This window comes from Sphingomonas lycopersici (assembly GCF_026130605.1).
GTDB classification, from domain to species: Bacteria; Pseudomonadota; Alphaproteobacteria; order Sphingomonadales; family Sphingomonadaceae; genus Sphingomonas; species Sphingomonas lycopersici.
This window is the reverse complement of the sequence record NZ_JANFAU010000002.1, coordinates 494,157-515,277: the sequence shown is the minus strand read 5'-3', so window position 1 is coordinate 515,277 and position 21,121 is coordinate 494,157. Positions and strand designations below refer to the sequence as shown.

Annotated in this window: 24 protein-coding genes, 1 tRNA gene and 2 pseudogenes; 12 read left to right on the top strand and 15 right to left on the bottom strand. The window is 62.7% G+C overall.

The features are described 5' to 3' along the window. Nucleotides 1-3: 3 nt before the first annotated feature. Nucleotides 4-834, bottom strand: coding sequence for a hypothetical protein (locus NED98_RS05690; RefSeq protein ID WP_265312196.1), 831 nt, complete (start codon nucleotides 832-834; stop codon nucleotides 4-6). Nucleotides 835-1,380: 546 nt separating this feature from the next. Here NED98_RS05690 and NED98_RS05685 point away from each other — a divergent pair. Beyond that, nucleotides 1,381-1,773 (top strand): hypothetical protein, encoded by a 393-nt coding sequence (locus tag NED98_RS05685; RefSeq protein ID WP_265312195.1) that lies wholly within the window; start codon nucleotides 1,381-1,383, stop codon nucleotides 1,771-1,773. Between the two features lie 14 nt (nucleotides 1,774-1,787). On the opposite strand, the gene NED98_RS05680 is transcribed toward NED98_RS05685, so the two are convergent. Beyond that, nucleotides 1,788-2,069, bottom strand: a complete 282-nt coding sequence (locus tag NED98_RS05680) for a helix-turn-helix domain-containing protein (RefSeq protein WP_265312194.1) — start codon at nucleotides 2,067-2,069, stop codon at nucleotides 1,788-1,790. Nucleotides 2,070-2,182: 113 nt separating this feature from the next. Here NED98_RS05680 and NED98_RS05675 point away from each other — a divergent pair, with 113 nt between their 5' ends. From NED98_RS05675 to NED98_RS05650, 6 genes are all read left to right on the top strand, one after another. Further along, a complete protein-coding gene (locus NED98_RS05675) occupies nucleotides 2,183-2,557 on the top strand; it encodes a hypothetical protein (protein WP_265312193.1) in 375 nt (124 codons plus the stop codon). A 3-nt stretch (nucleotides 2,558-2,560) separates the two neighbouring features. Continuing rightward, nucleotides 2,561-3,265, top strand: a complete 705-nt coding sequence (locus tag NED98_RS05670; protein WP_265312192.1) for a hypothetical protein — start codon at nucleotides 2,561-2,563, stop codon at nucleotides 3,263-3,265. Between the two features lies 1 nt (nucleotide 3,266). Beyond that, on the top strand, nucleotides 3,267-3,497 hold the full coding sequence (locus NED98_RS05665; protein ID WP_265312191.1) for a hypothetical protein: 231 nt from the start codon (nucleotides 3,267-3,269) through the stop codon (nucleotides 3,495-3,497). Next, nucleotides 3,494-3,946: a hypothetical protein gene (locus tag NED98_RS05660; protein ID WP_265312190.1), complete on the top strand. Its 453-nt coding sequence runs from the start codon at nucleotides 3,494-3,496 to the stop codon at nucleotides 3,944-3,946. The genes NED98_RS05665 and NED98_RS05660 overlap by 4 nt, the downstream gene beginning before the upstream one ends. 1 nt (nucleotide 3,947) lies before the next feature. Next, the gene (locus tag NED98_RS05655; RefSeq protein WP_265312189.1) at nucleotides 3,948-4,265 is read left to right on the top strand and encodes a hypothetical protein; all 318 of its coding nucleotides are present in this window, start codon (nucleotides 3,948-3,950) and stop codon (nucleotides 4,263-4,265) included. Between the two features lie 550 nt (nucleotides 4,266-4,815). Next, nucleotides 4,816-5,553 (top strand): TIGR02391 family protein, encoded by a 738-nt coding sequence (locus NED98_RS05650; protein ID WP_265312310.1) that lies wholly within the window; start codon nucleotides 4,816-4,818, stop codon nucleotides 5,551-5,553. Nucleotides 5,554-5,577: 24 nt separating this feature from the next. On the opposite strand, the gene NED98_RS05645 is transcribed toward NED98_RS05650, so the two are convergent. The 9 genes from NED98_RS05645 to NED98_RS05605 all read right to left on the bottom strand — a co-directional run bounded on the left by NED98_RS05645 (nucleotide 5,578) and on the right by NED98_RS05605 (nucleotide 12,831). Next, nucleotides 5,578-6,717 (bottom strand): hypothetical protein, encoded by a 1,140-nt coding sequence (locus NED98_RS05645; RefSeq protein ID WP_265312188.1) that lies wholly within the window; start codon nucleotides 6,715-6,717, stop codon nucleotides 5,578-5,580. Continuing rightward, on the bottom strand, nucleotides 6,714-7,385 hold the full coding sequence (locus NED98_RS05640; RefSeq protein ID WP_265312187.1) for a DUF4365 domain-containing protein: 672 nt from the start codon (nucleotides 7,383-7,385) through the stop codon (nucleotides 6,714-6,716). Before NED98_RS05640 ends, NED98_RS05645 begins: the two co-directional genes overlap by 4 nt. Nucleotides 7,386-7,809: 424 nt before the next feature. Continuing rightward, complete coding sequence (locus NED98_RS05635) at nucleotides 7,810-9,057, bottom strand: AAA family ATPase (protein WP_265312186.1); 1,248 nt, start codon at nucleotides 9,055-9,057, stop codon at nucleotides 7,810-7,812. Continuing rightward, nucleotides 9,047-9,604, bottom strand: coding sequence for a hypothetical protein (locus NED98_RS05630; RefSeq protein WP_265312185.1), 558 nt, complete (start codon nucleotides 9,602-9,604; stop codon nucleotides 9,047-9,049). Before NED98_RS05630 ends, NED98_RS05635 begins: the two co-directional genes overlap by 11 nt. Further along, nucleotides 9,601-9,918, bottom strand: coding sequence for a hypothetical protein (locus NED98_RS05625; protein ID WP_265312184.1), 318 nt, complete (start codon nucleotides 9,916-9,918; stop codon nucleotides 9,601-9,603). Before NED98_RS05625 ends, NED98_RS05630 begins: the two co-directional genes overlap by 4 nt. Next, nucleotides 9,911-10,195, bottom strand: a complete 285-nt coding sequence (locus NED98_RS05620) for a hypothetical protein (protein WP_265312183.1) — start codon at nucleotides 10,193-10,195, stop codon at nucleotides 9,911-9,913. Before NED98_RS05620 ends, NED98_RS05625 begins: the two co-directional genes overlap by 8 nt. Before the next feature lie 130 nt (nucleotides 10,196-10,325). Continuing rightward, on the bottom strand, nucleotides 10,326-10,529 hold the full coding sequence (locus NED98_RS05615) for a helix-turn-helix domain-containing protein (protein WP_265312182.1): 204 nt from the start codon (nucleotides 10,527-10,529) through the stop codon (nucleotides 10,326-10,328). Nucleotides 10,530-10,648: 119 nt separating this feature from the next. Next, the gene (locus tag NED98_RS05610) at nucleotides 10,649-11,431 is read right to left on the bottom strand and encodes a hypothetical protein (protein ID WP_265312181.1); all 783 of its coding nucleotides are present in this window, start codon (nucleotides 11,429-11,431) and stop codon (nucleotides 10,649-10,651) included. Nucleotides 11,432-11,541: 110 nt separating this feature from the next. Continuing rightward, nucleotides 11,542-12,831 carry a tyrosine-type recombinase/integrase gene (locus tag NED98_RS05605; RefSeq protein ID WP_265312180.1) on the bottom strand — a complete coding sequence of 430 codons (1,290 nt, stop codon included), beginning with the start codon at nucleotides 12,829-12,831 and terminating at the stop codon, nucleotides 11,542-11,544. An 84-nt stretch (nucleotides 12,832-12,915) separates the two neighbouring features. On the opposite strand from NED98_RS05605, the gene NED98_RS05600 reads away from it, so the two are divergent. The 3 genes from NED98_RS05600 to NED98_RS05590 all read left to right on the top strand — a co-directional run bounded on the left by NED98_RS05600 (nucleotide 12,916) and on the right by NED98_RS05590 (nucleotide 15,596). After that, nucleotides 12,916-13,016, top strand: a tRNA-Ser gene (locus NED98_RS05600). Between the two features lie 114 nt (nucleotides 13,017-13,130). Next, the gene (locus tag NED98_RS05595) at nucleotides 13,131-14,567 is read left to right on the top strand and encodes a hypothetical protein (protein WP_265312179.1); all 1,437 of its coding nucleotides are present in this window, start codon (nucleotides 13,131-13,133) and stop codon (nucleotides 14,565-14,567) included. A 147-nt stretch (nucleotides 14,568-14,714) separates the two neighbouring features. Then, on the top strand, nucleotides 14,715-15,596 hold the full coding sequence (locus tag NED98_RS05590) for an ROK family protein (RefSeq protein WP_265312178.1): 882 nt from the start codon (nucleotides 14,715-14,717) through the stop codon (nucleotides 15,594-15,596). Nucleotides 15,597-15,639: 43 nt separating this feature from the next. Here the strand turns inward: NED98_RS05590 and NED98_RS23365 are convergent. From NED98_RS23365 to NED98_RS05580, 3 genes and pseudogenes are all read right to left on the bottom strand, one after another. Next, nucleotides 15,640-15,744, bottom strand: a pseudogene (locus tag NED98_RS23365) (PEPxxWA-CTERM sorting domain-containing protein); the annotation flags it as partial. A gap of 81 nt (nucleotides 15,745-15,825) precedes the next feature. Further along, a pseudogene (locus tag NED98_RS05585) lies at nucleotides 15,826-16,719 on the bottom strand (NF038122 family metalloprotease); the annotation flags it as partial. 269 nt (nucleotides 16,720-16,988) lie between these two features. After that, nucleotides 16,989-17,738, bottom strand: a complete 750-nt coding sequence (locus NED98_RS05580) for a 2OG-Fe(II) oxygenase (protein WP_265312176.1) — start codon at nucleotides 17,736-17,738, stop codon at nucleotides 16,989-16,991. A 197-nt stretch (nucleotides 17,739-17,935) separates the two neighbouring features. On the opposite strand from NED98_RS05580, the gene NED98_RS05575 reads away from it, so the two are divergent. Together NED98_RS05575 and NED98_RS05570 are read left to right on the top strand one after the other, a co-directional pair. Then, on the top strand, nucleotides 17,936-18,553 hold the full coding sequence (locus NED98_RS05575) for a YqiJ family protein (RefSeq protein ID WP_265268290.1): 618 nt from the start codon (nucleotides 17,936-17,938) through the stop codon (nucleotides 18,551-18,553). A gap of 31 nt (nucleotides 18,554-18,584) precedes the next feature. Beyond that, a complete protein-coding gene (locus tag NED98_RS05570) occupies nucleotides 18,585-20,300 on the top strand; it encodes a flotillin family protein (RefSeq protein WP_265312175.1) in 1,716 nt (571 codons plus the stop codon). Between the two features lie 78 nt (nucleotides 20,301-20,378). Here the strand turns inward: NED98_RS05570 and NED98_RS05565 are convergent, their stop codons facing one another. Further along, nucleotides 20,379-21,065 carry a GNAT family N-acetyltransferase gene (locus NED98_RS05565; RefSeq protein WP_265268292.1) on the bottom strand — a complete coding sequence of 229 codons (687 nt, stop codon included), beginning with the start codon at nucleotides 21,063-21,065 and terminating at the stop codon, nucleotides 20,379-20,381. Nucleotides 21,066-21,121: the final 56 nt, after the last annotated feature.

The following is a 21,121-nucleotide window of genomic DNA, read 5'->3' as shown; positions in this document are numbered from 1 at the left end:
CCGTCACGCGATGCCTGCGGGCGTGACGAATGCGAGAAGATCGGGGAATGATTGGATGACTGCCTTAAGACCTGCGCGGCTCAGCAAAGCCGTGTCGTTCATCAGTCCGTGAAGAGCACCGGCCGCGCTTGGCTCGCCGGCGCGATTCAGCGCGGCGAGCATCGAAAACGCTTGCTCGAGCTTTTGCCAGGCGATCACCTCGCTGCCCTCGCGCAATTCCCAATCCATCCTGACGAGCAGAACCCCGGCCAAGATGCTCGCCAACCTTGGCAACGTTTCAGGCGCACTCACCGGAACGACCAGCCGCGCTAACCATTCCGCGACCACTAGCCCCTCATATTGCGCGGCATGTTGATCGCCGAGCAACGAGCCTTCGATCATGCCGATCAGCGTGCTCACGTCGCCCAACGCGGCGTCTCGGCACATAGCGTCATAGTCTCGCGCGTGGCTCTCGAATTCCGCCGAGGGGGATTCGCGGACGGTCATACCCAGCGCATTCAGGGTCGCGACGGCGTTGGCGTCGCCATTGTCGGCGGCGAGCTGGAACGCCTGTGCCGCTTCGACCCGCGCGAAGGCAGCGCGGGAACGATTGCCCAGCGTATCATGGCGATTAGCCACAAGGAGATGATAGCTTCCCAGGCGGCAACGTTCGGCAGGCCCGCCGATCGATGCGAGCAACCGGGCATATGCGACGGCTGCGAAAATCGCCTCGTCTTGCGGAAAACTGCCAGAGGCGCCCGCTTCCATCAATTCGTCGCACAGGGAGGCCAGGACCGCGCGCCGCTCGGATGCGGAGTCGTGATTATTCGTGGATACGCTCGGCACCTGTTCCAATGTCAGTCCTCCGCCACGGATAGAACGGGTATCTGAATACCATAGAGCCGCCGGCGCGCATAGCGATAAGGCGTGTCGGCGATGGGGAAAGCGCAGTTTTCTGGGCTTTCACGGCAGGCAAGCAATGGGCCCAGGAGGCTGCCTCGCGCGCGAGCGCGTTATCTGCGCGGCGCTAGGATCCGAGCAGCCTTCGCGATGAATGGCGCGCTGCCGAAAGGAGGGCTAGTCTCTCGGGTACGTGCAAAGGGAGAGAGGAATGGCGTTCTACGTCTATGAGAATTGGACCCATGATCGCGCGCGGGTGCATGTCGGGTCGTGCGGCTACTGCAACGATGGCCGCGGCACGCAGGCGGGGGACTCTGGACGGAATGGACAATGGCACGGCCCCTATGACGACCGTCAGGCAGCCGTGGCCGTTGCGGAGAAGTTGGGCAGGGCCGATACGAAGCTATGCGGTACCTGCGCCCCATAATCGATCGACGGTAATGCCAATCACCGATCGCTAACCACTCATCCGCAATATCCTGCTCATGAAAGGGGGCCGGGATGCCTGAGACATACTCGCATCAGCTATTCGAGGCATTGCGCATATTGCTCCTGGCGGGCGTCGTCCTTTTCGCTTGGAAAACCGCGCGGGAAGCGGCTGAAAAAAGCGGACGTTGGATTGCGCTCAGAAATGGCATGCTATGGTCGCTGGGTATTGCGTTATTCGCGGCGGTGATGGCGGGCCGGCCTTCATGCGAGGAGAGTGATCCGCTCCGCGGCGGTTGCGAACAATACGCCGACGACGGTCGCGAGGTGAGCAAGGACGAACGTGGAGGCACCTTCATCTTTTGGGCCGTCCTGTTGAATGTGCCGGTGATGTTCGGAGTTATGGATGGTCGGCGGTATGTCGCGAATCCGTGGCGACGGCCGGAGCCACCCGCTGACCAGCAATGAGCGCAGCCTGAGGATCAGCCTCGAAGGCGAACGCCGGGTCCGCCCGCACCCCCGCTATCGCGAATCGCGGCACCTGCGGGGATAAACTCCACGCCAGCCTTTTCGAGCGCGGCACGCATCGCGACGATTGAATCGTCTGTCACGCTTTGCCCGCTTTCAAATCTGACCACAGTGGCGACGCCGAGGCCGGCAAGGGTTGCCAGTTCCGCGCGGGAAAGATGCAGCGCCGCGCGCGCCATCGCACTTTGGTCAGGTGTCATGGAGATAAAAATATTATCAATCTGCGCTTGACGCAAGCCGGTTCATAGATCAAATTCTTATCACCGCTTCGAGCGGTTTAGCGACCGGGAAGGAGGATTAGGCCCCTCCCACCCGGTCTGACCACAACTCGATCGTTAGGAGATCGAAAATGGCTACTGCCGCGCATAGCCTAGCTGTGCCCACGCGCGCCACCCCGGCGCTCGTCCTTATCCATTCCATCAACACCAACCGGCCGTGGACCGATGATCCACGCGCCAAGCGGCTGCTGGCGTCGTGCGTCGCTCTGCCGCCGAAGGGTGAGTGGCGGCGCACCCGCTACATTATCAGCGACGACGACTGGTTCGAGTTCGTTGGGTACCGCGCGGAAGCGCTGGGGGCGATCCGCGATGAATACGGGCGCCAGACCCTCGCCGCCTATCATCGGTTCGGTGACGAGGCATATGAGCCATTCGAAGCATGGTGTCTCGCGCCGAACGTCACCGAGGCCATCAACGCGGCTCGCGCTGCAGCGAAGGAGGCCTGAGCGATGGACGCCATCACCAGCCGGCGAGCGATCATACGCGCCGCCACCACCGCGACGGCCTATGTTGCCGGGGCCGCTCTCGTAGGGGGAGGCATTGCGATCGCCAGCGAGGTTAAGGGCGCGCCGACTCTTGGCACGCCGTCGCTGTTGTCCCTGATCAAACAGCGGGCAACTGCATCGGACGCGCTCGATCGCTTTTATGAGGAGGAATACCTTCCGGCAAAACAGGGCTGGGGTGCCGAGGTCGCCCGGCACCGCGCATTGATCGAAGCGATCCCTCATGTCGAAGAGCGGGGCGGGACGTCAGTGGGCGGCGGCCCAGTCATCTTCTCATCCGCCAAGTCATACTCGCGGAGTCTGGCCGAGCAATACGTCGCGATCGGGGCAGGCGATGGCGATCCGGCAGAGGGATGGCCATCGACCGTTCGAGCTGCCCGGCGCTTCATCGAGGCAGACGACCGGCGAAGGAGCAGCATTGCAGCGTTGGGGAGTGAGCCGCCTTTCCCTGCGCGCATCCGGCAGCGGGAGGATGAGATGTTTCATCCGCTGGTAGCTCTCGACGAACGAATTGACGCCTACCCGGTGACATCGCTGGCTGAGCTGGTTCTGAAAATTGAGAACATGGAACAGCGAGGCCTGGAGCCCTCCGAGGCAGCCGAGCAGATATTCGCCGATGTTAAGCGGCTCTCCGCAATGGAGGGCCACTGACATGGCAAACGCCCTCACTCATTCCTTCAACGCTCATGCGTGGCTCGCGGCTTGGGAAGCAGCCGGTGGCGTCGTCGTCCGGACGGCCGATCGCCTGACACTCGCCCGCCCCGGCTATGAAATGCACGATGCGGAAGCATGCCGTTTACGCGCGATCGGTCTGCTTCCGGTGAATGCCGAAGCCATTATCGCCGTGTTGGACGCCCGGCACCGCGGGGAGGTGTCAGCATGAGCGCCCAGCTCCTTCGCTCGATCGAGCAATATTGTGCCGATCGCGGCGTCGCACCGTCGATGTTCGGCCGCGCCGCCGTAAATGACCCTCGCCTCGTCGCGGATCTCCGATCGGGACGGCAGCCCAGGCAGGAAACAGTCGATCGGATCGTTAGCCTTATCCGCGACGGCAAAGCGCTCCCGAGCGCCAATCCCAAGAGCGGAGAGGCGGCCAAGGCGCGTCGAGAGGCTATGGATCGCGCCCGGCGTCAGCACTGGGTCCGGGATCCGCATCCGATCCTGGCGGACATTGCCCGCTTCCTATTGGCTTCGGGGATGAGTGCGAGCGCCTTCGGATCGATGGCGGTGGATGATCCGAAATTTGTCGAAAGCCTTCGCTGGGGACGCCGAATTCAACCGAGAACGGTGCGCCGGGTGCGCGAATTCATGCAGACTGCGGAGGGCCGCTGACATGGGCGTCCATCTCCATCCGACCTTCGTGCTTGCGAACCGTCGAGCAATAGAGGATGAAATTGAGCGGCTGATCGGCTTGCTCGATCTGGTCGACGGCGATTGCGACCTTGAGGATGATGATCCCGCCGGCGATCCCTTGGACGAGCACGGCGAGGCACCGAGCCACGACGGTTACGAATTGGTCGCCACCCGCCCGGTCTACGGGCTCGACCAGTCACTGGGCCCAATAAACTACCGTGAAGCCGAGCGGGGCTATCGCGCTCGCGAGCTGGGATTGGCGCGCACGCCGGGTGGCGGTTGGAAGAAACCGTCATAATTGCGCCGTTGGATCCCGCGGCATGGTGGGGCGCCCGGTCGAAATGGCCGAGGCGCCTTGCTGCTCATCGCGCCCAACCATACCGCCCGCTATTGGTTGATCTGTTATTTAATAGGCAAATCGACGGTACGTGGCGGCGTTCCGGGCGAAGCGTCGGTTCGCGCGGAGTATTTCACTCGCCGGAACGCAATCCAGGAGGCAGCTCCATCGTGAACCGCATAGCTGCTGCTTTCCATTATGCCGAAGTCCATTACGTGGCCATCCTCGCCGATTGTAAGGTAGGCGACCGCCCGCGACTGTCCCAACGGAACTCGCCCAACCGGCTCTGGTGGTGGTGCGCCCGGCGGCGGCACGATCGGTTGGAGCAAAACCGTCGGCAGTCGTATCGCCTGAATGGCTAGAGCCAGCCCGAAAGACAGGATCGCCACCACTTGCATCATGTTCGCCGCGCCCTTTCGCCCCCAAATTGCTACACTGAAAGGGTTGCTGATGGCGTAACCGTTAAAAATCAGCGCTGCTATCTCTGGCAACAGCGAGCTAAGTGGACGTCATGGATCCGATAATTCATTTTCGCGACCTCTTGCCCAATCCTGAAGACATTCTCGCACTTGATGTCGAGGAGGTTGCGGGTGCCCTCCTGCGCGCATTTCATCTCAGCGGCCAATCTCAGTTCAGCCGTCACAATATGATGTTAGCGCTTACTCAAGGCGCGCATGGAGTTTATCCGCAGCTTGACGCGCGACGTCTGGCCCCCGTGCTTGCGGAAGCTTGGGCGTGGCTGGAGCGCGAGTGCCTGCTGATTCACAAGCCCACGGACCCGCATTGGCAGGTGTTGAGCAGGCGCGCCCAATCGATCACAACTCCCGTTGCTTTCGAGGTATATCGTGGAGCCAGCGCGTTCCCTCGGGCGCTCCTCCATCCAAGGATCGACCGTGAAGCATGGCCCAGCTTCAGTCGTGGGCGGTTTGACACTGCAATATTCGAGGCGTTCCGTGAGGTTGAGATCGCTGTGCGAGATGCTGCGGGCTTCGCACAGGGCGAACATGGCGTGCCCATGATCCGCCGGGCATTCCACAAGGATACGGGGCCGCTAACTGATCCTTCGGTAGACGACGCTGAAAAGGAAGCGACCAGCTCGCTTTTCGCAGGTGCTGTTGGAATGTATAAAAACCCCGGAAGCCATCGCCATGTAGGTCGTGGCGATGTGGCAGAAGCTGGAGAGTTGTTGATCTTGGCTAGTCATCTACTTAGGGTCGTAGAACAACGAATCACTACTTCGTCTGAATGAATTCATGGTAGTCCTGACCACGTCCTATTCGTTGGCTTCGTCGTCTTGAATGATTTGCAGGTTACGAGGGTTCTCCAGCACCCAGCGTTGTCCAGCACGCTTCAGGTCTCCTGTTAAGACCACGCTCTGCTTAGTGTCATGCGCTCCGAGCGCGCGGTGATACATATCAGGCGGTAGCGTCGCTCGAACGGATACAGGCTGGCCATCGAGAAAGGTCTTTAGAGAAACCTTGCCCTCTCCAGCATCTGGCTGACGGTCAAGTGCAACCACGAAAGCGTTCAAGGTCTCGTCGGGACGTGGTTCCAAAGTTCGGAACCGCGACGCGGCTTCTCGAAAAATTTCGCCTTCAGACTCGGAAAACCGGACGACCTTCCTCTTCTCCGGCGTGGGGCGCGTCCGAGCCCAAGTCACCGAGACCTCTAGGCCGTTGCCCTTGTCGATCAGCGTCGCAAGCGCGTCGCACAGGTTGGCGTTGACGCCGGAGCTCACAGCTTCTTGGAAAGCGGCCATGCCGTTGCCCCGGACAGCGGATTCAGCGGCGCGACGCGAAGCGTCAAGAGCCTTTGCCAGGGTTCTCGTGACCTTCCGGTCGAAAGGTTCCTCCGTTTCGACAGGCCAAAATGTACCCTGATCGAGCAGGTCAAGGGCAGGGGGGACGGGCGCGAGCAACGTGACGATGAAGCTACCCTGCTCAGTCTGACCAAGACGGACTCGATCCATGTAAGACGCGGCATCCTTGACCTTGCCGGCACGGTAAGCTGCGCGAGGATCTTTGGCGGCACAGGCGGCAGCAAGCAGCATATCCCTCGCTTGCAACACAAGCTCAACGCCCGCATCGATAGAGACCGAACCGTCGTCATCGGCCTCCGGAGCCCGAACACGGATTACGTCTCGATCAGCACCGACCAGATCGCGGAATAATTGGAGCTCGTCGCGGCCCTCTTCGCCAGACAAAATGCTTAGAATACTACTGACTACAGCGGGATAATCCCCCAAGCTGTCCGTGCCTGGCAGGATCAGTTCAGGGGAGTTCGGGCGCTGGTAAACGTCGCTATGATCGCCGAAGCTTTCCGCCTTCGTCCACCCCTCGCTCAACGCATATGCAACCAGCGCCGCCGGGGTGATAGACCGGAGCGCTGCAGGATCGGTGATGGACGTCCTCATTTCACAATCCCAGTCCTCGACAGGTCCATGAGGGCCTTCAGGCCCTCAATGTCGAACCGGTTCTTGGTAGGTATATAGACCGTTTTCGCTGTATCCACATCCGCCTCAGGTGCATCCCGGAGCGATAGCCAATAGGCACAGTGGCGCAGAATCAACTCATCGGGAGATACCGAAAGCCATTGATCGGCATTCCTCGGCAGGCGGACAACCACGAGGATGCGCGGCACCTGCGTGCTTTCCCGTAGGTCATTGTAGTTCTTGAGCTTAAGCGAGAACGGCATCAACTCCGTTGATGCATCGAGATTGATGGTGCCCTTCAATTGCAGATCGAGCTTAGGGCGCTGCCGGCCGCCAGCCGAAATGGTCAGGTCTACACTGTCTCGGTCAAGATTGGGCTTGGAGTAGGTGTAACCGGCCCGTGCAGCAATCGCCGATACATACACCTCGGACAGAGCGTCCTCGATGTCTGTCGATGCGAGCAATTCGTCCCCCATGATCAACCGATTCCACGATAAGGTGTCGGAAGGCAAGCCTGTGCCTCTGGCCTCAAGCAAGCGAGATGGTCCGGACGAAGCGGTTTGATATTCGCTGATAGTTTTCACAGCGGCTATTGCCGCCAACAAATCCCGCAAATCCGCGTACTTTACGGGAAAACCAGCTCTGCGCATTCTCTATTTTCCTCTATTTTAGAGAGCGCCGCATCGGGCGACCCGCTGTCGCCAGCCCTGGTGTGGACTCCGAAAAAGCAACGAATCGCTACTTCCTGCTACTTTAGTCGTTGGGCGGCCGACGATGAGGCTCGCGTCCGCTGGCACCCGCCGTTTCCAATGTTATCGCGTTGCTCGCGCTCGCAGGCGCCACGGCCACATATTTCAAGCACCCCTGATCGACAGCTTGGAGCGATCTGATGGTGTCGCGCTGGCCTCATAGCACCTGGGCGACCGCTCGCGCCTCTGGACTCAAAAAAAGCGGAAGGATGTCAGAGCACCTCTTCCGTCTGCTCCACCTCTGCGAGCCGCCCATTGCTCCGCTCCACCACCCCACCCCCTATATAAGGGGGTGGTGGTGGAGCAGGTTTTGCGCTCCACCTGCTCAACCCTGCTCCACCCCACTTATTGCGGGTGGAGCAACCCCATCCTCGGCCCAATGGCCCACCGCATAAAATGCCTTCGGACGGCGGCGTTCATCGTCCCTCATCTCAACGACGATGGCGCCGTTTGCCTCCCAGGTGCGCAGCAGCGAGGAAGCGCGTGCCTTGTCGACCTTCTTCGTCAGGTTGAGTTTCAAAACTTCAGCGACGGCCTCACCAGCCCATGACCGAGCCTGCACATCCTTGCGATATTCGCCAGCTGATAGGCGCTCCTGCACCGCGCGCAGGTGACTGACGTCCACCCCGTCGAACGCATCGGGCGGCGACCACGGCACGACGACGGGCAAACTGTCGCCACCGTCGGAGCCATTGCCCAGCGAGACGCTATGAAGGCGATACCAATCCGACCGATCCGCCGGCGGGGCGCGATTGTTCTTGTCGTCGTACACCCGGAAATAGCGGCGGCGGTCCTCACCCTCGATACCGAACCGCGGCGCCTCCTCATCCGACATCCGGTTGAGCGTCAGCACCGATCGCGCCGCCGCGATCAACGAACTGGCACCGCGCGCGGTCTCCGCACTGACTTCGGCGCCTGCGAGCTTGCGCGCGTGGTGGACGAGGACGATCGCGCAGCCGGTCTGGGTCGCCACCCTGGCCCATTGCTTCGCCACCATGTCGATCGCGTTGTTGTCGTTCTCAGACACCGCATGGGACGAGACGAACGGATCCACGATCAGCACGTCGATCGCGTTGGTCTTAAGCTGCTCGACCAGCGCCGATACAACCGGGCCGTTGATCCGCGCGCCGCCGGGCATCTCACGGGCGACCTTCAATTCGGCACCATCGAGGCCGCTGTCGACGAACAGGCGCGAACCGTCGTCCCGGTCCAGCGCGTCAGGGCCAATGTCCCAATGCAATGCGGCCGCCTGGAGGCCACGCGCCAGTTCCTCGCCGCTGTCTTCGAGGTTCCAGAGCCAGACCGTCTTAGGGCCACCCCATACCGTCTTCCCGAGCAGCGGGCGCCCCGAGACGAGCGCGAGCGCGGTTCCGATCATCAGCGCGGTCTTGCCGGTGGCCCCCGGCGCGACCACTACCGTCACCGCGCCACGCAGCAGCTGGTGACCGTACACCCATCGGCGCTCCGGAATGGAGGCTGGATCCCGCCACCGATACGGCGTCGCGCGAATCGCGCGGTCGATCACGGGAAGCGGCACGGGTTCAGAGGCTGCGCTATTCAGGTCACGCGGCATGACGCACCTCCATCGTCTCGATGCGAGGAATCCGGCGAGGTCGGTCCAGCGCGCGGCGAACGGTCCGCCCGAGCATGTCATTGCCGCACCGGATGCGTTCGAACGATCGCAGGCTATCGAGGTCCGGCGCGTCCCAATCGACAACGACCGCGCCTTGAGCATCGGCGCGCAACCAATCGAGCGGTGTGGCGTGGAGATCGAGCATCTCGCCGTCCCAGCGCGTCGTGAAGACGGTATCGGCATTGAGCAGCCAACCAAGGCCGGTGCGCAAGCCCCAGCGGGTCGGCGCGGCCGGGCGCCAAGCTATCAGGTCGATCAGGCAGCCATTCTCGACGAGCGGCTGCACGATATGCGCGCTGCCGTCGCCGGGAACGAAAACCCCATGCCGGTCGATCGCCCCAGATGCGATGCCGAGAGCCGGATATGAGAGGTTGATCCGCGCGATTGTCGCCGGGACCACCTCGAGCGCCCGGAGTCGATCGAGGTGAACCGACAGGACGTTCGACACCGTGGCGTCGAACTCCCGTTCCAGATCGCGGCCGATCATGCGGCCTCTCCTGCCTGATCGAGAATTGTGGCCCGCCATACGATTGCATGCGCCCCGGATCGGTTGCGGCGGCGCTGACCGGTGTCGCGGATCATCTTGAGGTTGCGCAGTTCGGTGAAGCGCGGCTGGAGCGAATACCGCGGGTATCCGGCGATCGTGCATGTCTCGTCGACGGTCAGCCCGGTAGGATTCGCGCACAGCGTCTTGTGAACGATCCAGCGGAGCCGAGACGATAGCGGGGCCATCATTTCTGCCGCGGCAATCGATGTTTCTACGCCGCGATGGTTGCGCGCCGTGTCGTATGATTCACGCATTCGCGCCTCCATCGGCGAGAGGCGGCAGGCCATGTTTACGGAGCAGATCGGCCAGCCAGGCACGCTGACGTTCGGTCGGAACGGCGCCCTCTGGATCGAACAGGAGGCCGCCAAGGAATTGTCCCGACCGCCGGGTCAGCTTCGGATCGGCATGGTGGATGAGTGCTCGCGCCGCATCGCGGGCGGAAGGAAAGCCATCAGGCATGTTTTTGATCCTCGCGCAGGAGGTCGAGCACCAGCCGGGCAAGTGCGCCGGATAGGCGATAGCGATCAGCAAGGCGTTGCGCCTGACTGTTGAATTCGGTATCTGCCGGACTGCTGCTGATACGAAGATTTTGAAGGGGTCGCCTTGCCGGGCGGCCCTTTCGCGTTTCAGGGCCGCTCGCCTCTACAGTTGCTGGCATTGATCACGCCGCAGCTTCGTATGCAGGCAGGGTGGCTAGATAGCGTGCGGCTTCACTGCGCAGGATGACTGTACGGCGCCCGCGCTTTACAGCCTTGATCGTCCCGGTCTTCAGATTGTCGTAGATCCATGCGCGAGAACCGAGGCCAGCGGCGACGCACTCGCTGATCGTCAGCGCTAGCTTATCGTCGGGGAGGGAAGAGGGCATTTGTTGTCTCCACCGTTAAAGGTGGGCAACCAAATACGCGCACAGACGCTCTTTGTCGCAAAGAGCATTCTCGACTTATTTCGTGCGAAACTTTTCAGGAACTTTCGCACGGTGCCTTGCTAATTGCCTCCGGCAAGCCCTTTGTTTTTTCTCGCAGCCTCTCGCTTGCTCAACACCACTGCGGCCTTATGCTCTTTATCGGCGTTGAGCTTCGCCTGCGCATCGCGTTGCATGGTGGCCAGCGCTTCATCTAAGCTGGTTATGTCAAAGAATTTCGGATCAGATCCTCGGTCGACTAAGGAGAGAATTGCGTCGAAAACGTCAGGCGTGAAGTACCTGCTCACCTGGTCCCGCCAGTCACCTAGCCGGCTGACCGAATATACCGCCTGCACCTTGCGCTTAGCGTCGGCCGGGGTGACGGTGTCAAACCGGGTTAAGAATCGTTCCCACTTGAGCGCCGTAAGCTTGTGATCCACCGCGATCCGGTATGCGGCGGCATACGTGCTTACCTGGGCAAATAATTTCGGCAGATCGCCGGCAGCTATGGCCGCGGCCTCATTGGCGGTCGCGCTGAAAGAGGCGGGATCGTCGCGTCGCTCAACACCACGAAACAGATCAGCAGCAAGGAGTTGTCGCATCGACAGGATCGAGAGCGCGCTGGCACGATCCGCCTCGTCCGACCAGCCCGCCAGATATGCGGCCCGCACGACGTCATCGCCGGCAATGACCTTTAGCGCTTCGAACAGCATAACGAGATAGTGCCTCGATCGCTGCAGGCGTTCTTCTTCTGTGGCAGCCTTATCAACGCGGACCCGGGCGGAGGCGCATTTTTCCGAAACAATTTCAAGCCATTCTCGTCGATCCTCTGGGCATAGATCTTCCAATTTCGTTTTTGCACTCATCGCCCACTCCGCAGGCCTGCTCCGCATCTGGGGTGGAGGGGCGGCGAGGGCGGAGTGTCCTCGCGCTAGGGAGCTACCCTTGCCCCTCCCTTGAGGTGGTCAACCCGACCTCAAGCTCGCTCTTTCACCGGCAATCGGGCGACGTTGCCCGGCGAAACAATCCCGAGTCCAGACACCGCGCCACGCACAGTATCGGCGACATAGGAAGGGGAGAGATGCGCGTAGTGCTTGCGCGTGATCCGCTCATCCGCGTGCCCTAGCGCCTCTGCTATCACCGCCATCGGCACGCCTTGCCGCGCCATCCGCGCTCCATAGGATCGACGCAGATCGTGAAACGTGGCGCGCGGCAATATCTTCGCCTTTCGGCATGCTTCCGCCATTGGACGATTTTGCTGGCTGGCCGTCCATGATCTGCCATCAGGCCTGGGAAACAACAAAGCTTCGCTGGTTTTGCCCGCGCTTTGCTGCTCAAGCAGGGCGGTCCCGTCTTCATCAAGATAGACAGGACGCGGCTTCGCGCTCTTGGTCTCGGCGAGCCACAGGGTGCGAGACTCCCGATCGAAGTCCCCTGCACGGGCACGTCGCAGCTCGGTATAGCGGCCGCCCGTTAGCAAAGAGGCCTGCGTGATCGGCCGAAAGTCAGGTGACATTGCGTTAACAATCCGGCGCGCCTCGTCGTCGGAAAGGTAGCGGCGGCGCGCGACTTCAACATCTGGAAAGGGCTTCACGCTCCGCCACTCATCGACAGGCAATCCCTCGCGGTCGTCCGCCGCGCGATTCAAAGCCGCCTTCAGCACAGTTAAATCACGATTTGCGGTTGCGCGCCTCTTTCGAACCGCGTCGGGGTCACTGTCATCAAAGGCGCGTTCATTTTGCTCAGAGGCGCCTTTGCGTGTCCGCAACCGAATTGATGCCGCAGCGCGTTCCCGGTGCCAATCGCGCACCTGTTTACGTTTGAGCTGGGCAACCTCAATATGGCCGAGGGCAGGGCGGATAAGCGCTTCAATCCGATACTTTGCAGACTGCACGTCCTTGCCGGTGAAACCCTTCAGGTATTCGTCCAGCGCATCCCCGATAGTGAAAGGCAATTGGGGCTTGGTGCCGCCGCGAGCCTGCTCGTCGAACCACATGCGAGCAGCGTCCTGCGCGTCTCGATAAGACAGAACGCGATCGCCATCCGCGTCCGTGAAGTCATCAGCCTCGCCCAAGGTGGTCTTGCAATAACCGCCCGTTGCCCCAGGCGAGCGCCAGCGCGCGACCCATTTAGCAACCCGCGCGCCGCGATAGTAGCCGAGGTGAGCGCCTTGATTGATTGTCCGCCAGTACGGCTCCGACCGGGGCGCAAGTTTCTCGCGAGCGGCGCGGCTCTCAAGGCGATGATCGCGAACCGTTCGACCCATGCTAATCGACCTTCGGTAATTTCTCGGTTATAAATATAGGTGGATGCTAGAAGACAGGCAACGACAATACGCCGAGGGAAAGGAGACCCGTTCGCTGTCTGTGCTTGTATGCTGTTGTCTAAATGTTCTCGTGTTTACGCCCTTTCACGGCTGAAACACGGGTTCGATTCCCGTAGGGGTCACCATATCGCGGTTTATCCGCGGGCGGCGCGCGAAATGCTCCTCGGAGAAAGCGCCATTCTGAAGCAAAGCGCATTGCACTGGTGACAGCGGCCCGCCCGAGCGGATAGGCGCGCGCGATGCATGCGGGGTTCCTCAATCGCTATCGCCTGATCGTGTTGATCCTCGTCGCGATCGCCGCGCGCGGGCTGACCTTCGGCAACCCCGTCGTTCATGCCGACGAGGAATTCTATTACGTCACTGCGCACGAGATGTGGCGCGGCGCGCTCCCCTTCATCGATATCTGGGACAGGAAGCCGATTGGGCTATTTCTGCTCTACCTCCCCGCCGCCCGCCTCCCGCTGCCGTGGGGGATATTCGCCTATCAGGCGATGGCGGCCGCCGCGCTCGTCCTCACCGCGCTGATCGTCGCGCGACTGGCGGCGCGCGCGGGTTGGGGGGCGGGGGCGATGGCGGCAGCGATCGGCTATATTTTGTGGCCCGATCTGATCAACGGCGTCGGGGGGCAATCGCCGATCTTCTACAATCTGCCGATGGCCGCGGCGGGGCTGCTGATCGTTTCGGGCGAGAATGGCGGGGGCCTTCCCCACCGGCGGGGCGTCGCGGCGATGGCGCTGGTGGGGATTGCGCTCCAGATCAAATATTCGGCGGTGTTCGAGGGCGTTTACTTCGGGCTGTGGCTGATGTGGCGCGAGTGGCACGCGCATCGCCGGCTTCCCGCCACTTTGGCCTATGGCGCGATGCTGGCGGCGATCGCGCTCGTCCCGACCGCGATGGCGTGGGGCTTCTATGCCGCGATCGGCCAGTCCGATGCGTTCCTGTTCGCCAATTTCCTGTCGATCGAGCATCGCAACGCCAATCCGCTGCCGGAGATGCTGGGCAATATCGGGACGCTTGTGCTGCTGCTCGGGCCGTTGGTGGCGATGGCGTTCGCCGCGCGGCGACAGGAAGCGGTGGGTGGGAGCGGGGCCGCGCGCCGGTTCCTGTTCGGCTGGCTTTGGGCCGCGCTGACCGGGCTGGCGCTGTTCGGCACCTGGTTCGATCATTACGGGCTGCCGGTGCTCGTCCCCGGCTGCGCCTGTGCGGCCGGGTTCTTCGGTGCGCGGCGTTTCCGCGGGCGGGTGGCGCCGGCGGTTCTGGGGCTGGTTGCGATCGGCGGGCTGGCGACGGTGCTGGCGCATATCCACGGCCGCGGCAACGCGACGCAATTCGCGGCGCTGGCGCAGGCGGTGGGGCGCGGGCCGGGCTGCCTCTACGTCTATTCGGGGACGACGATGCTCTATGCCGCGACCGAGCGATGCCGCCTGTCGCGCTATATCGTCCCGGCGCACCTCAACCGGGCGCGCGAGAATGGCGCGACCGGCGCGGACCAGGCGGGGGAAGTGCGTCGCATCCTCGCTGCGCGCCCGGCGGTGGTGGTGATGCGCCCACCGTTCAACGGTGAGCGGCCCGAGATACGTGCGCTGGTCTCCGCCGCGGTGACGCGCGATTATCGTCTCGCCGATCGCTTGCCGATGGGGGACGAAACCATATCGGTCTATAAACTGAGGCGGTGACGCGCGCCCAAAGTGGGGCGTTGGCGGGTGGCGCGGTATCCCGATGCGCCCTATCGTGAACCCGACCACAGGAAGCTGCCAATCACGGTCGAGCGCGCGTCCCACGGCGCCTCCCGCCGATGAGCCAGCGCAAGGACGGGATCGCATATGGACGGCAAGATCGCGCTGATCGAAGCGGGTGGCACCAAATTCATCGTCGGCGTCGGGGATTCGTCGCGCCAGATCCGCGCGCGGACCCGGATCGACACGACGCGCCCCGAAGAGACGATCCCCGCCGCGATCGACTGGCTCCGCGCGCACGGCGATGACTATGCCGCGGTCGGCATCGCGAGCTTCGGTCCGCTCGATCTCGATCCCGCTTCGCCCGACTGGGGGCATGTCACGCGCACCGCCAAGCCGCATTGGAGCGGGGCGGATATCGCGGGGCCGTTCGCGCGCGCCTTCAGCTGCCCGGTCGCGATCGATACCGACGTCAACGGCGCGGCGCTGGCCGAATGGCTGTGGGGCGCGGGGGCCGGGACCAATTCGACGCTCTATCTGACGGTCGGCACCGGGATCGGCGGCGGCGCGGTCTTGGGCGGGCATGTGATCCGCGGGCTCAGCCACCCCGAGATGGGGCATATCAGCATGCCGCGTCACCCGGACGATGCCGGGTTCACGGGGTCCTGCCCGTTCCATGGCGATTGCCTCGAAGGCCTCGCCGCGGGGCCGGCGATCGCCGCGCGCTGGGGAGCGTCGCTCTCCGATCTTGCGCCGGATCACCCGGCGCATCGCATCATCGCCTGGTATCTCGCGCAGGCAATCCGAAGCTTTCAGGCGATACTGCAGCCGGCGCGGATCATTCTCGGCGGTGGGGTGATGCAGACGCCGGGGCTGCTCGATCAGGTTCGCATTGCGGCCCGGGATGCCGGTGGCGGCTATTTTCCGGGGGAGGTGAGCGAGATCGTTACGCCTCCGGGGTTGGGCGGCGATGCCGGGTTGCTCGGTGCGCTCGCGCTGGCGCTCGGCCGGGAGCGCACGATCGGGTGAAGGGCGGCCGCGGGCGGCCGCGCGCTTCACTCGACTCGTTCGGTCAAACGAAGCGAACGGACACCCTCGGGCGGCGTCGCATTGCCGCGCCGACCGCGCCGAAGCCGAAGATCATCATCGCCCAGGTCGACGGTTCGGGGACCGACGCCAGATAATTGCGCATGATTTGCGCCGTGGACATGCTCCAGCCCGGGTTTTGCAAGACGTCTACGGCGACATCCCAGCCGATCGCATCGAACACAGCCAGGTCGTTCGCGGTCCAGACCCCGATCTGGCAATAATTGGCGGTCGGGTCCATCCCGCCGATTTGCGGTTCCAGTTCCTGGCCGCACATCGTGGAGCTGCCACGGATTCGTTCGGCGTCGCGCCAGTGCGAGGGTTGTCTGCCATCATCGCCCGGGGTGAAATAGGAATTACCGAACAGCGGGTTCGCGCCGCCGTCGATCGAAAAATATGGCTTGCCGCCCCAGGTTATGTCCCACTCGCCGTCCTTATAGCGGAACATGTCAGCGTTGCTCGGGCGCGAATCGAGTGTGTTGCCATCCCTGACCCCGCTGGAGAATCCCAGCCCGTGCCCCAGTTCCTGAAGGACAACATTAAGAAAATCGAGCGCAACTCCCTGAATGCCGTCGCGGGTATCGTAATCATATTGATAACCGACGTTGTAGCTAGTGTAGGAATCAGCGCCGATGAGCGCCGTAATGAGGTCCGGGCCCTTATAGATGCCGAGCGCCTTCTGAACAGCCGGAGAAATTCCTACGGTACTGCTGGAGAAATTCGCTAGATTGGCGATAGCGACCGAATCAAGCGAGGTCTTTGCGTCGGCGATGATCGCAGCACGCCAATCGGTCTGCTTGGTGCTGATCGGAGAAGTCAATGCCAAACCTAGCGCACCGCTGGTGCTGCCGTTGACGACATTGACCTTCAAGTCGACGGTAATGTCATCCTTAAAGATTGATTCAAAGAACCACTTGGCGGCCTTGAAGTTAACATCATAAACGCTGCCCGGCGTGATCGTTCCTCCAGCGTCGATAATGTTGATAACAACCGCATCGGCACTGGTCGCGGAACCAAGCGCCAGCGCTGCGGCGGTGGCATATGCAAACGATCGACCCTTGTTCATCGAAACTCCCCTTTTGCTCAATCGCTATGGCCGCGCCGAATTATCCGGGCGGCAGATCGAATGTTGACGCGGTACTCAACTGCAGCGTGGGGAGCTTCATCGTATGGATCGTCGATTTTACATCCAGTAAAAAAATGGTAAATAAAAGCGAGGCGTAACAACCTATTACATTTTTAAAGTACACAAGAATATAATGTTGCTATTCAACAACTTGATGATTAACTTGCGGACAAGTTCATGATATATATTACGGCTTGATCCATTTTGGTTCATTGGGCATCATGGAAGATAATGCCCAGCATGTGCCGATGCCCGCTATGCAGGCGGCTCACACCGTGGCGCATGTTGACGCGATAGCTGCCCCTGGCACCTCTTACGGGGCGGTGGTGGACTGCGAAGGCGACGGCGTCGCCGTGCTGCAGCGAAACGACGTCGACCCGGCTCTGCATTCGCGGGCGCTGTTCGGTGAGGACGAATTCGCCGCCGGTGAAATCCTCGCCGGGTACGGAGAGCAAGATCGCGATCTGGATCGGAAAGACCAGCCCGCCGTAAAGATCCTGATGCAGGCAATTATAGTCGCCGGGTCCATATTGCAGCAGCAGCGGCGTCGGGCGGGTCTGGCCAGCGGCATGGCAGCGCGCGATATAATCGGCGTGATCGGCGGGGTAGGTCTGATCGATGCCCATTCGCTCGTTCCAGCGATTGGCGAGATCGGCGAACTGTGGGTAGATCGCTGTCCTCAACGCTTCGATCGGGGCGGGTAGCGGGTAGCTGAAATAACGATACTCCCCTTTGCCGAACCCATGCCGGGCCATGACGACCCGGCTGCGAAAGCGGCAGTCGTCGGAATAAAGTGCTGCGATCGTGCGGCATTCTTCCGGGGACAGCAATTGCGGCAGGATCGCGCTGCCCGTGTCGTCGAGTTGGTGCGTGATCGCCGGCCAATCATAGGACAGGACCCGCGCCGCTGGGGATGAAAGCGGGGCGTCGGGAAACGGGGCGGACAAATTTCGGGGCATAGTTTTCGCTGGTCCGATCGAGGGTGTTGCAGCGGTTGTGGCGCGCGTCGCGATCGGATGCGCCCCGTTCCTTGTTCTCAAATTCGGTCGCCGGCCGCGCTGATCGTTTCGGATCGCGGCTGCTCCACATCTCTGGCAGTGGCTATTGTGATGAAGCCAACATTAGCATAGCGTTTCGAGACTACATCGGGGATGCAATGTTCGCTCAACTGCTGACGCCGGACTATGCCCCGTTCGCGATCGCGTTCGTCGTCATGATCGGCATCGGGCTGATCGAGGCGATCGGGCTCGGTTTCGGGCATCTCGATCTCCACGGCGGAATCGATGCCGATGCGGACGGTGGATTGCTCGGCTGGCTCGGGCTGGGCCGCGAATTGCCGATCCTCATCTGGCTGACGTCATTGCTCGGCTGCTTTGCGCTCGTCGGCCTCGCGATCCAGCAGGTCGCCAGCGCCTTCACCGGTGCGCCGCTGCATTGGGGGCTGGCCGTCGGCAGCGCAGCCGTCGTCGGCAGCATGCTCAACACATTGGCGGCGAACGGGCTGGCGCGGATCATGCCGGGTTTTGAGACCTCCGCGATCACCACCGACGAATTGCTGCGCCGCCGCGGCACGATCCTCGAGGGCGCGGCGCGCCGCGGCAGCCCGGCGCGTGCGAAGGTCGTCGACCAGCACGGCCAGGCGCATTTCATCATGGTCGAGCCGCATCAGGACGAGGGCAGCATTGCCCAGGGCGAAACCGTGCTGCTCGTCCGGCGTGAGGGGAATATGTTTTTCGCGGTTCCCGATCGGGACCCGCTGCTCCGCTCAATCTGATTTGAGCAGCGCGTAACACCGGGGGAGTTTCATGCCTGAGTCACTGATCAACATTCTGATTTACGCCGCGATCGTCCTGTTCTCGCTGATCGTGATCGGGATCATCCTGACCCGGCTCTATCGCCGCGCGACCAAGGACGTGGCGCTGATCCGCACCGGTTTCGGTGGCGAGAAGGTAGTGCTCAACGGCGGCGTCATGGTCGTCCCCGTGCTGCACGAGTTGATGCAGGTGCGGCTGACGACGGTGAAGCTGGAGGTCTCGCGGCTCAACAAGGATGCGCTGATCACGCTCGACAAATTGCGCGTCGACGTGATCGGGCTGTTCCATATCAAGGTGAAGCCGGACATGCAGTCGATCGCCGCGGCGGCGCAGACGCTGGGCGATTCGGTCAACAATCCCGATGCGGTAAAGTCGCTGCTCGACGGCAAGCTGGTCTCCGCGTTGCGCTCGGTGGCGGCGACGATGACGATGGAGCATCTCCACGCCAATCGCGCCGATTTCATCCAGAAGGTGCAGGAAGCGCTGATGACCGATCTGGATATGAACGGCTTCCAGCTCGAATCGGTCAGCATCACTCATTTCGACCAGACTGCGTTCGAGCATTTCAACGAAAACAATGCGTTCGACGCCGAGGGCCTTACCGTGCTGACCCGCACGATCGAGGAGCGCAAGAAGGTCCGCAACGATATCGTCGCGACCAACCGGGTCGAGATCGAGCAGCGCAACCTCGAGGCGAACAAACAGTCGCTCGAGATCGCGCAAGCGGCGGAGCAGGCGCGGCTGACGCAGGAACAGACGCTTGCCGCGCTGCGCGCCGAACAATCGACCGCGATCGCCACCGCCGAGGCCGAGCAGACTCGCGTTGCCGAGATCGCGCGGATCACCGCGATGCAGGCGCAGACCGTGGCGCAGACCGAGGCGGACAAGGTCACCCAGACCGCCAACATCGGCCGCGACGGCGCGATCCAGACCGCGACGATCGAGCGCGATCGCAACATCGAGCTCGCGCGCATCACCACTGCGGTGCAGACCGCGCAAAAGTCCGAGGAGGAATCGAAGGCGATCGCCGCGGCCAATGAGGCGCGCGCGCTTGCGGTTCGCGCGGAGGAAAGCGTCGCCACCGCCAAGGCGACCGAAATCGCCAACCGCAACAAGAACGTCGCGGTGATCGCCGCGACCCAGCGTGCGCAGGAGGAAGCGGTCGGGATCACCGTCGCCGCCGGCGCCGAAAAGGAAGCGGCCGAGGCGCGCGCGATCGCGCTCAAGACCGAGGCGACCGCCGAATCCGAGGCCGAGAAGGTCCGTGCCGAGGGGCGCGAGGCAGCGTTCAAGGTCGATGCGGCGGGGCAGGCGCTGCTCAACGAGGCGATCAACCTGCGCAGCGACGCGCAGACCGCGTTGCTGATCCGCCAGGCGATGCTCGAGGCGCTGCCGGGGATCATCGCTGCGGCGAGCAAGCCGATGGAGAATATCGACAAAATCAGCATCGTCGACGCGCGCGGGCTGCACGGCGAGGGTGCGAGCGACGGTGAGGGAGCCAACGGCCAGGCCAATCTGGCCGACGCGGCGGTGGCGGCGGCGATGCGCTATCGCGTCGGCGGGCCGCTGATCGATGCGCTGATGAGCGAACTCGGCATGAGCGGCACGTCGCTCAACGGGATGCTTGCCGGCGCGACGGCAGCGACCGGTGCCGGCGCGAACGGCGCGGTGCCGGCGACGGTGCGCGAGGGCGATACAGCGCGGTGAGAAGGCAGACGATGCCGGCGGCGATCACGCTGCCGGCATCGTCCGAAATTTCGTGCGCTGAATCGGAGCGCCGGCGCGCTACGCGCGCGTCAGCCTCGTCATCAGTACCTCGCGGCGCAGCGTGAACCCGAGCGCCTCATAGAGCGCGATCGCCCCGGTGTTCGCGGCATAGGCGTGGAGGAACGGCGTCTCGCCGCGGCCGAGAATGCGTGTCGCGACGTGCCGCATCAGTGCGCCGGCATAGCCGCGGCCGCGATGATCCGGGTGAGTGCAGACGCCGCTCACCTCGGTGAAGCCGTCGGGCTTCATCCGCTCGCCGGCCATCGCGATCAATTCGCCGTCGATCTTCACCCCGACGAAATCGCCGAGCTGGTGAGTACGCGCGAAGAACGGGCCGGGTTCGGTGAGCGCGGTGAGCGCGCGCATCGCGGGCGCGTCGGCCTCGCTCAACGGGACGATCGCGAAATCGACGCGCGGCCCCGGCGTCAGTTGCGGCGCGACCATCTGGACGCCGAGATCCTGCGACACGACCGCCACGCCCGGAATCCGGGCGGGCGGATCGGCTTCGAGCAGCGCGACATCGCCCTGTTCCGCGATCAGGTCGGCAAGCCCCGCGAGGCTGGCATCCGATTGGTCCGCGACCGCCGCAAAGACGCCGTAAGCGAGATCGTACCGCCGCGCGCCGCCGCGGATGATCGCAAAGGGCGAATGGCGGCCATTGAGCGCGGACCAAGCGCAGCGATCGAGCGGATGCGGGGCTGTCATGACACCGTCGTAGCGTTGTTCACGACGGTTGGTCGAGATCGCAATATCGTGTTGCC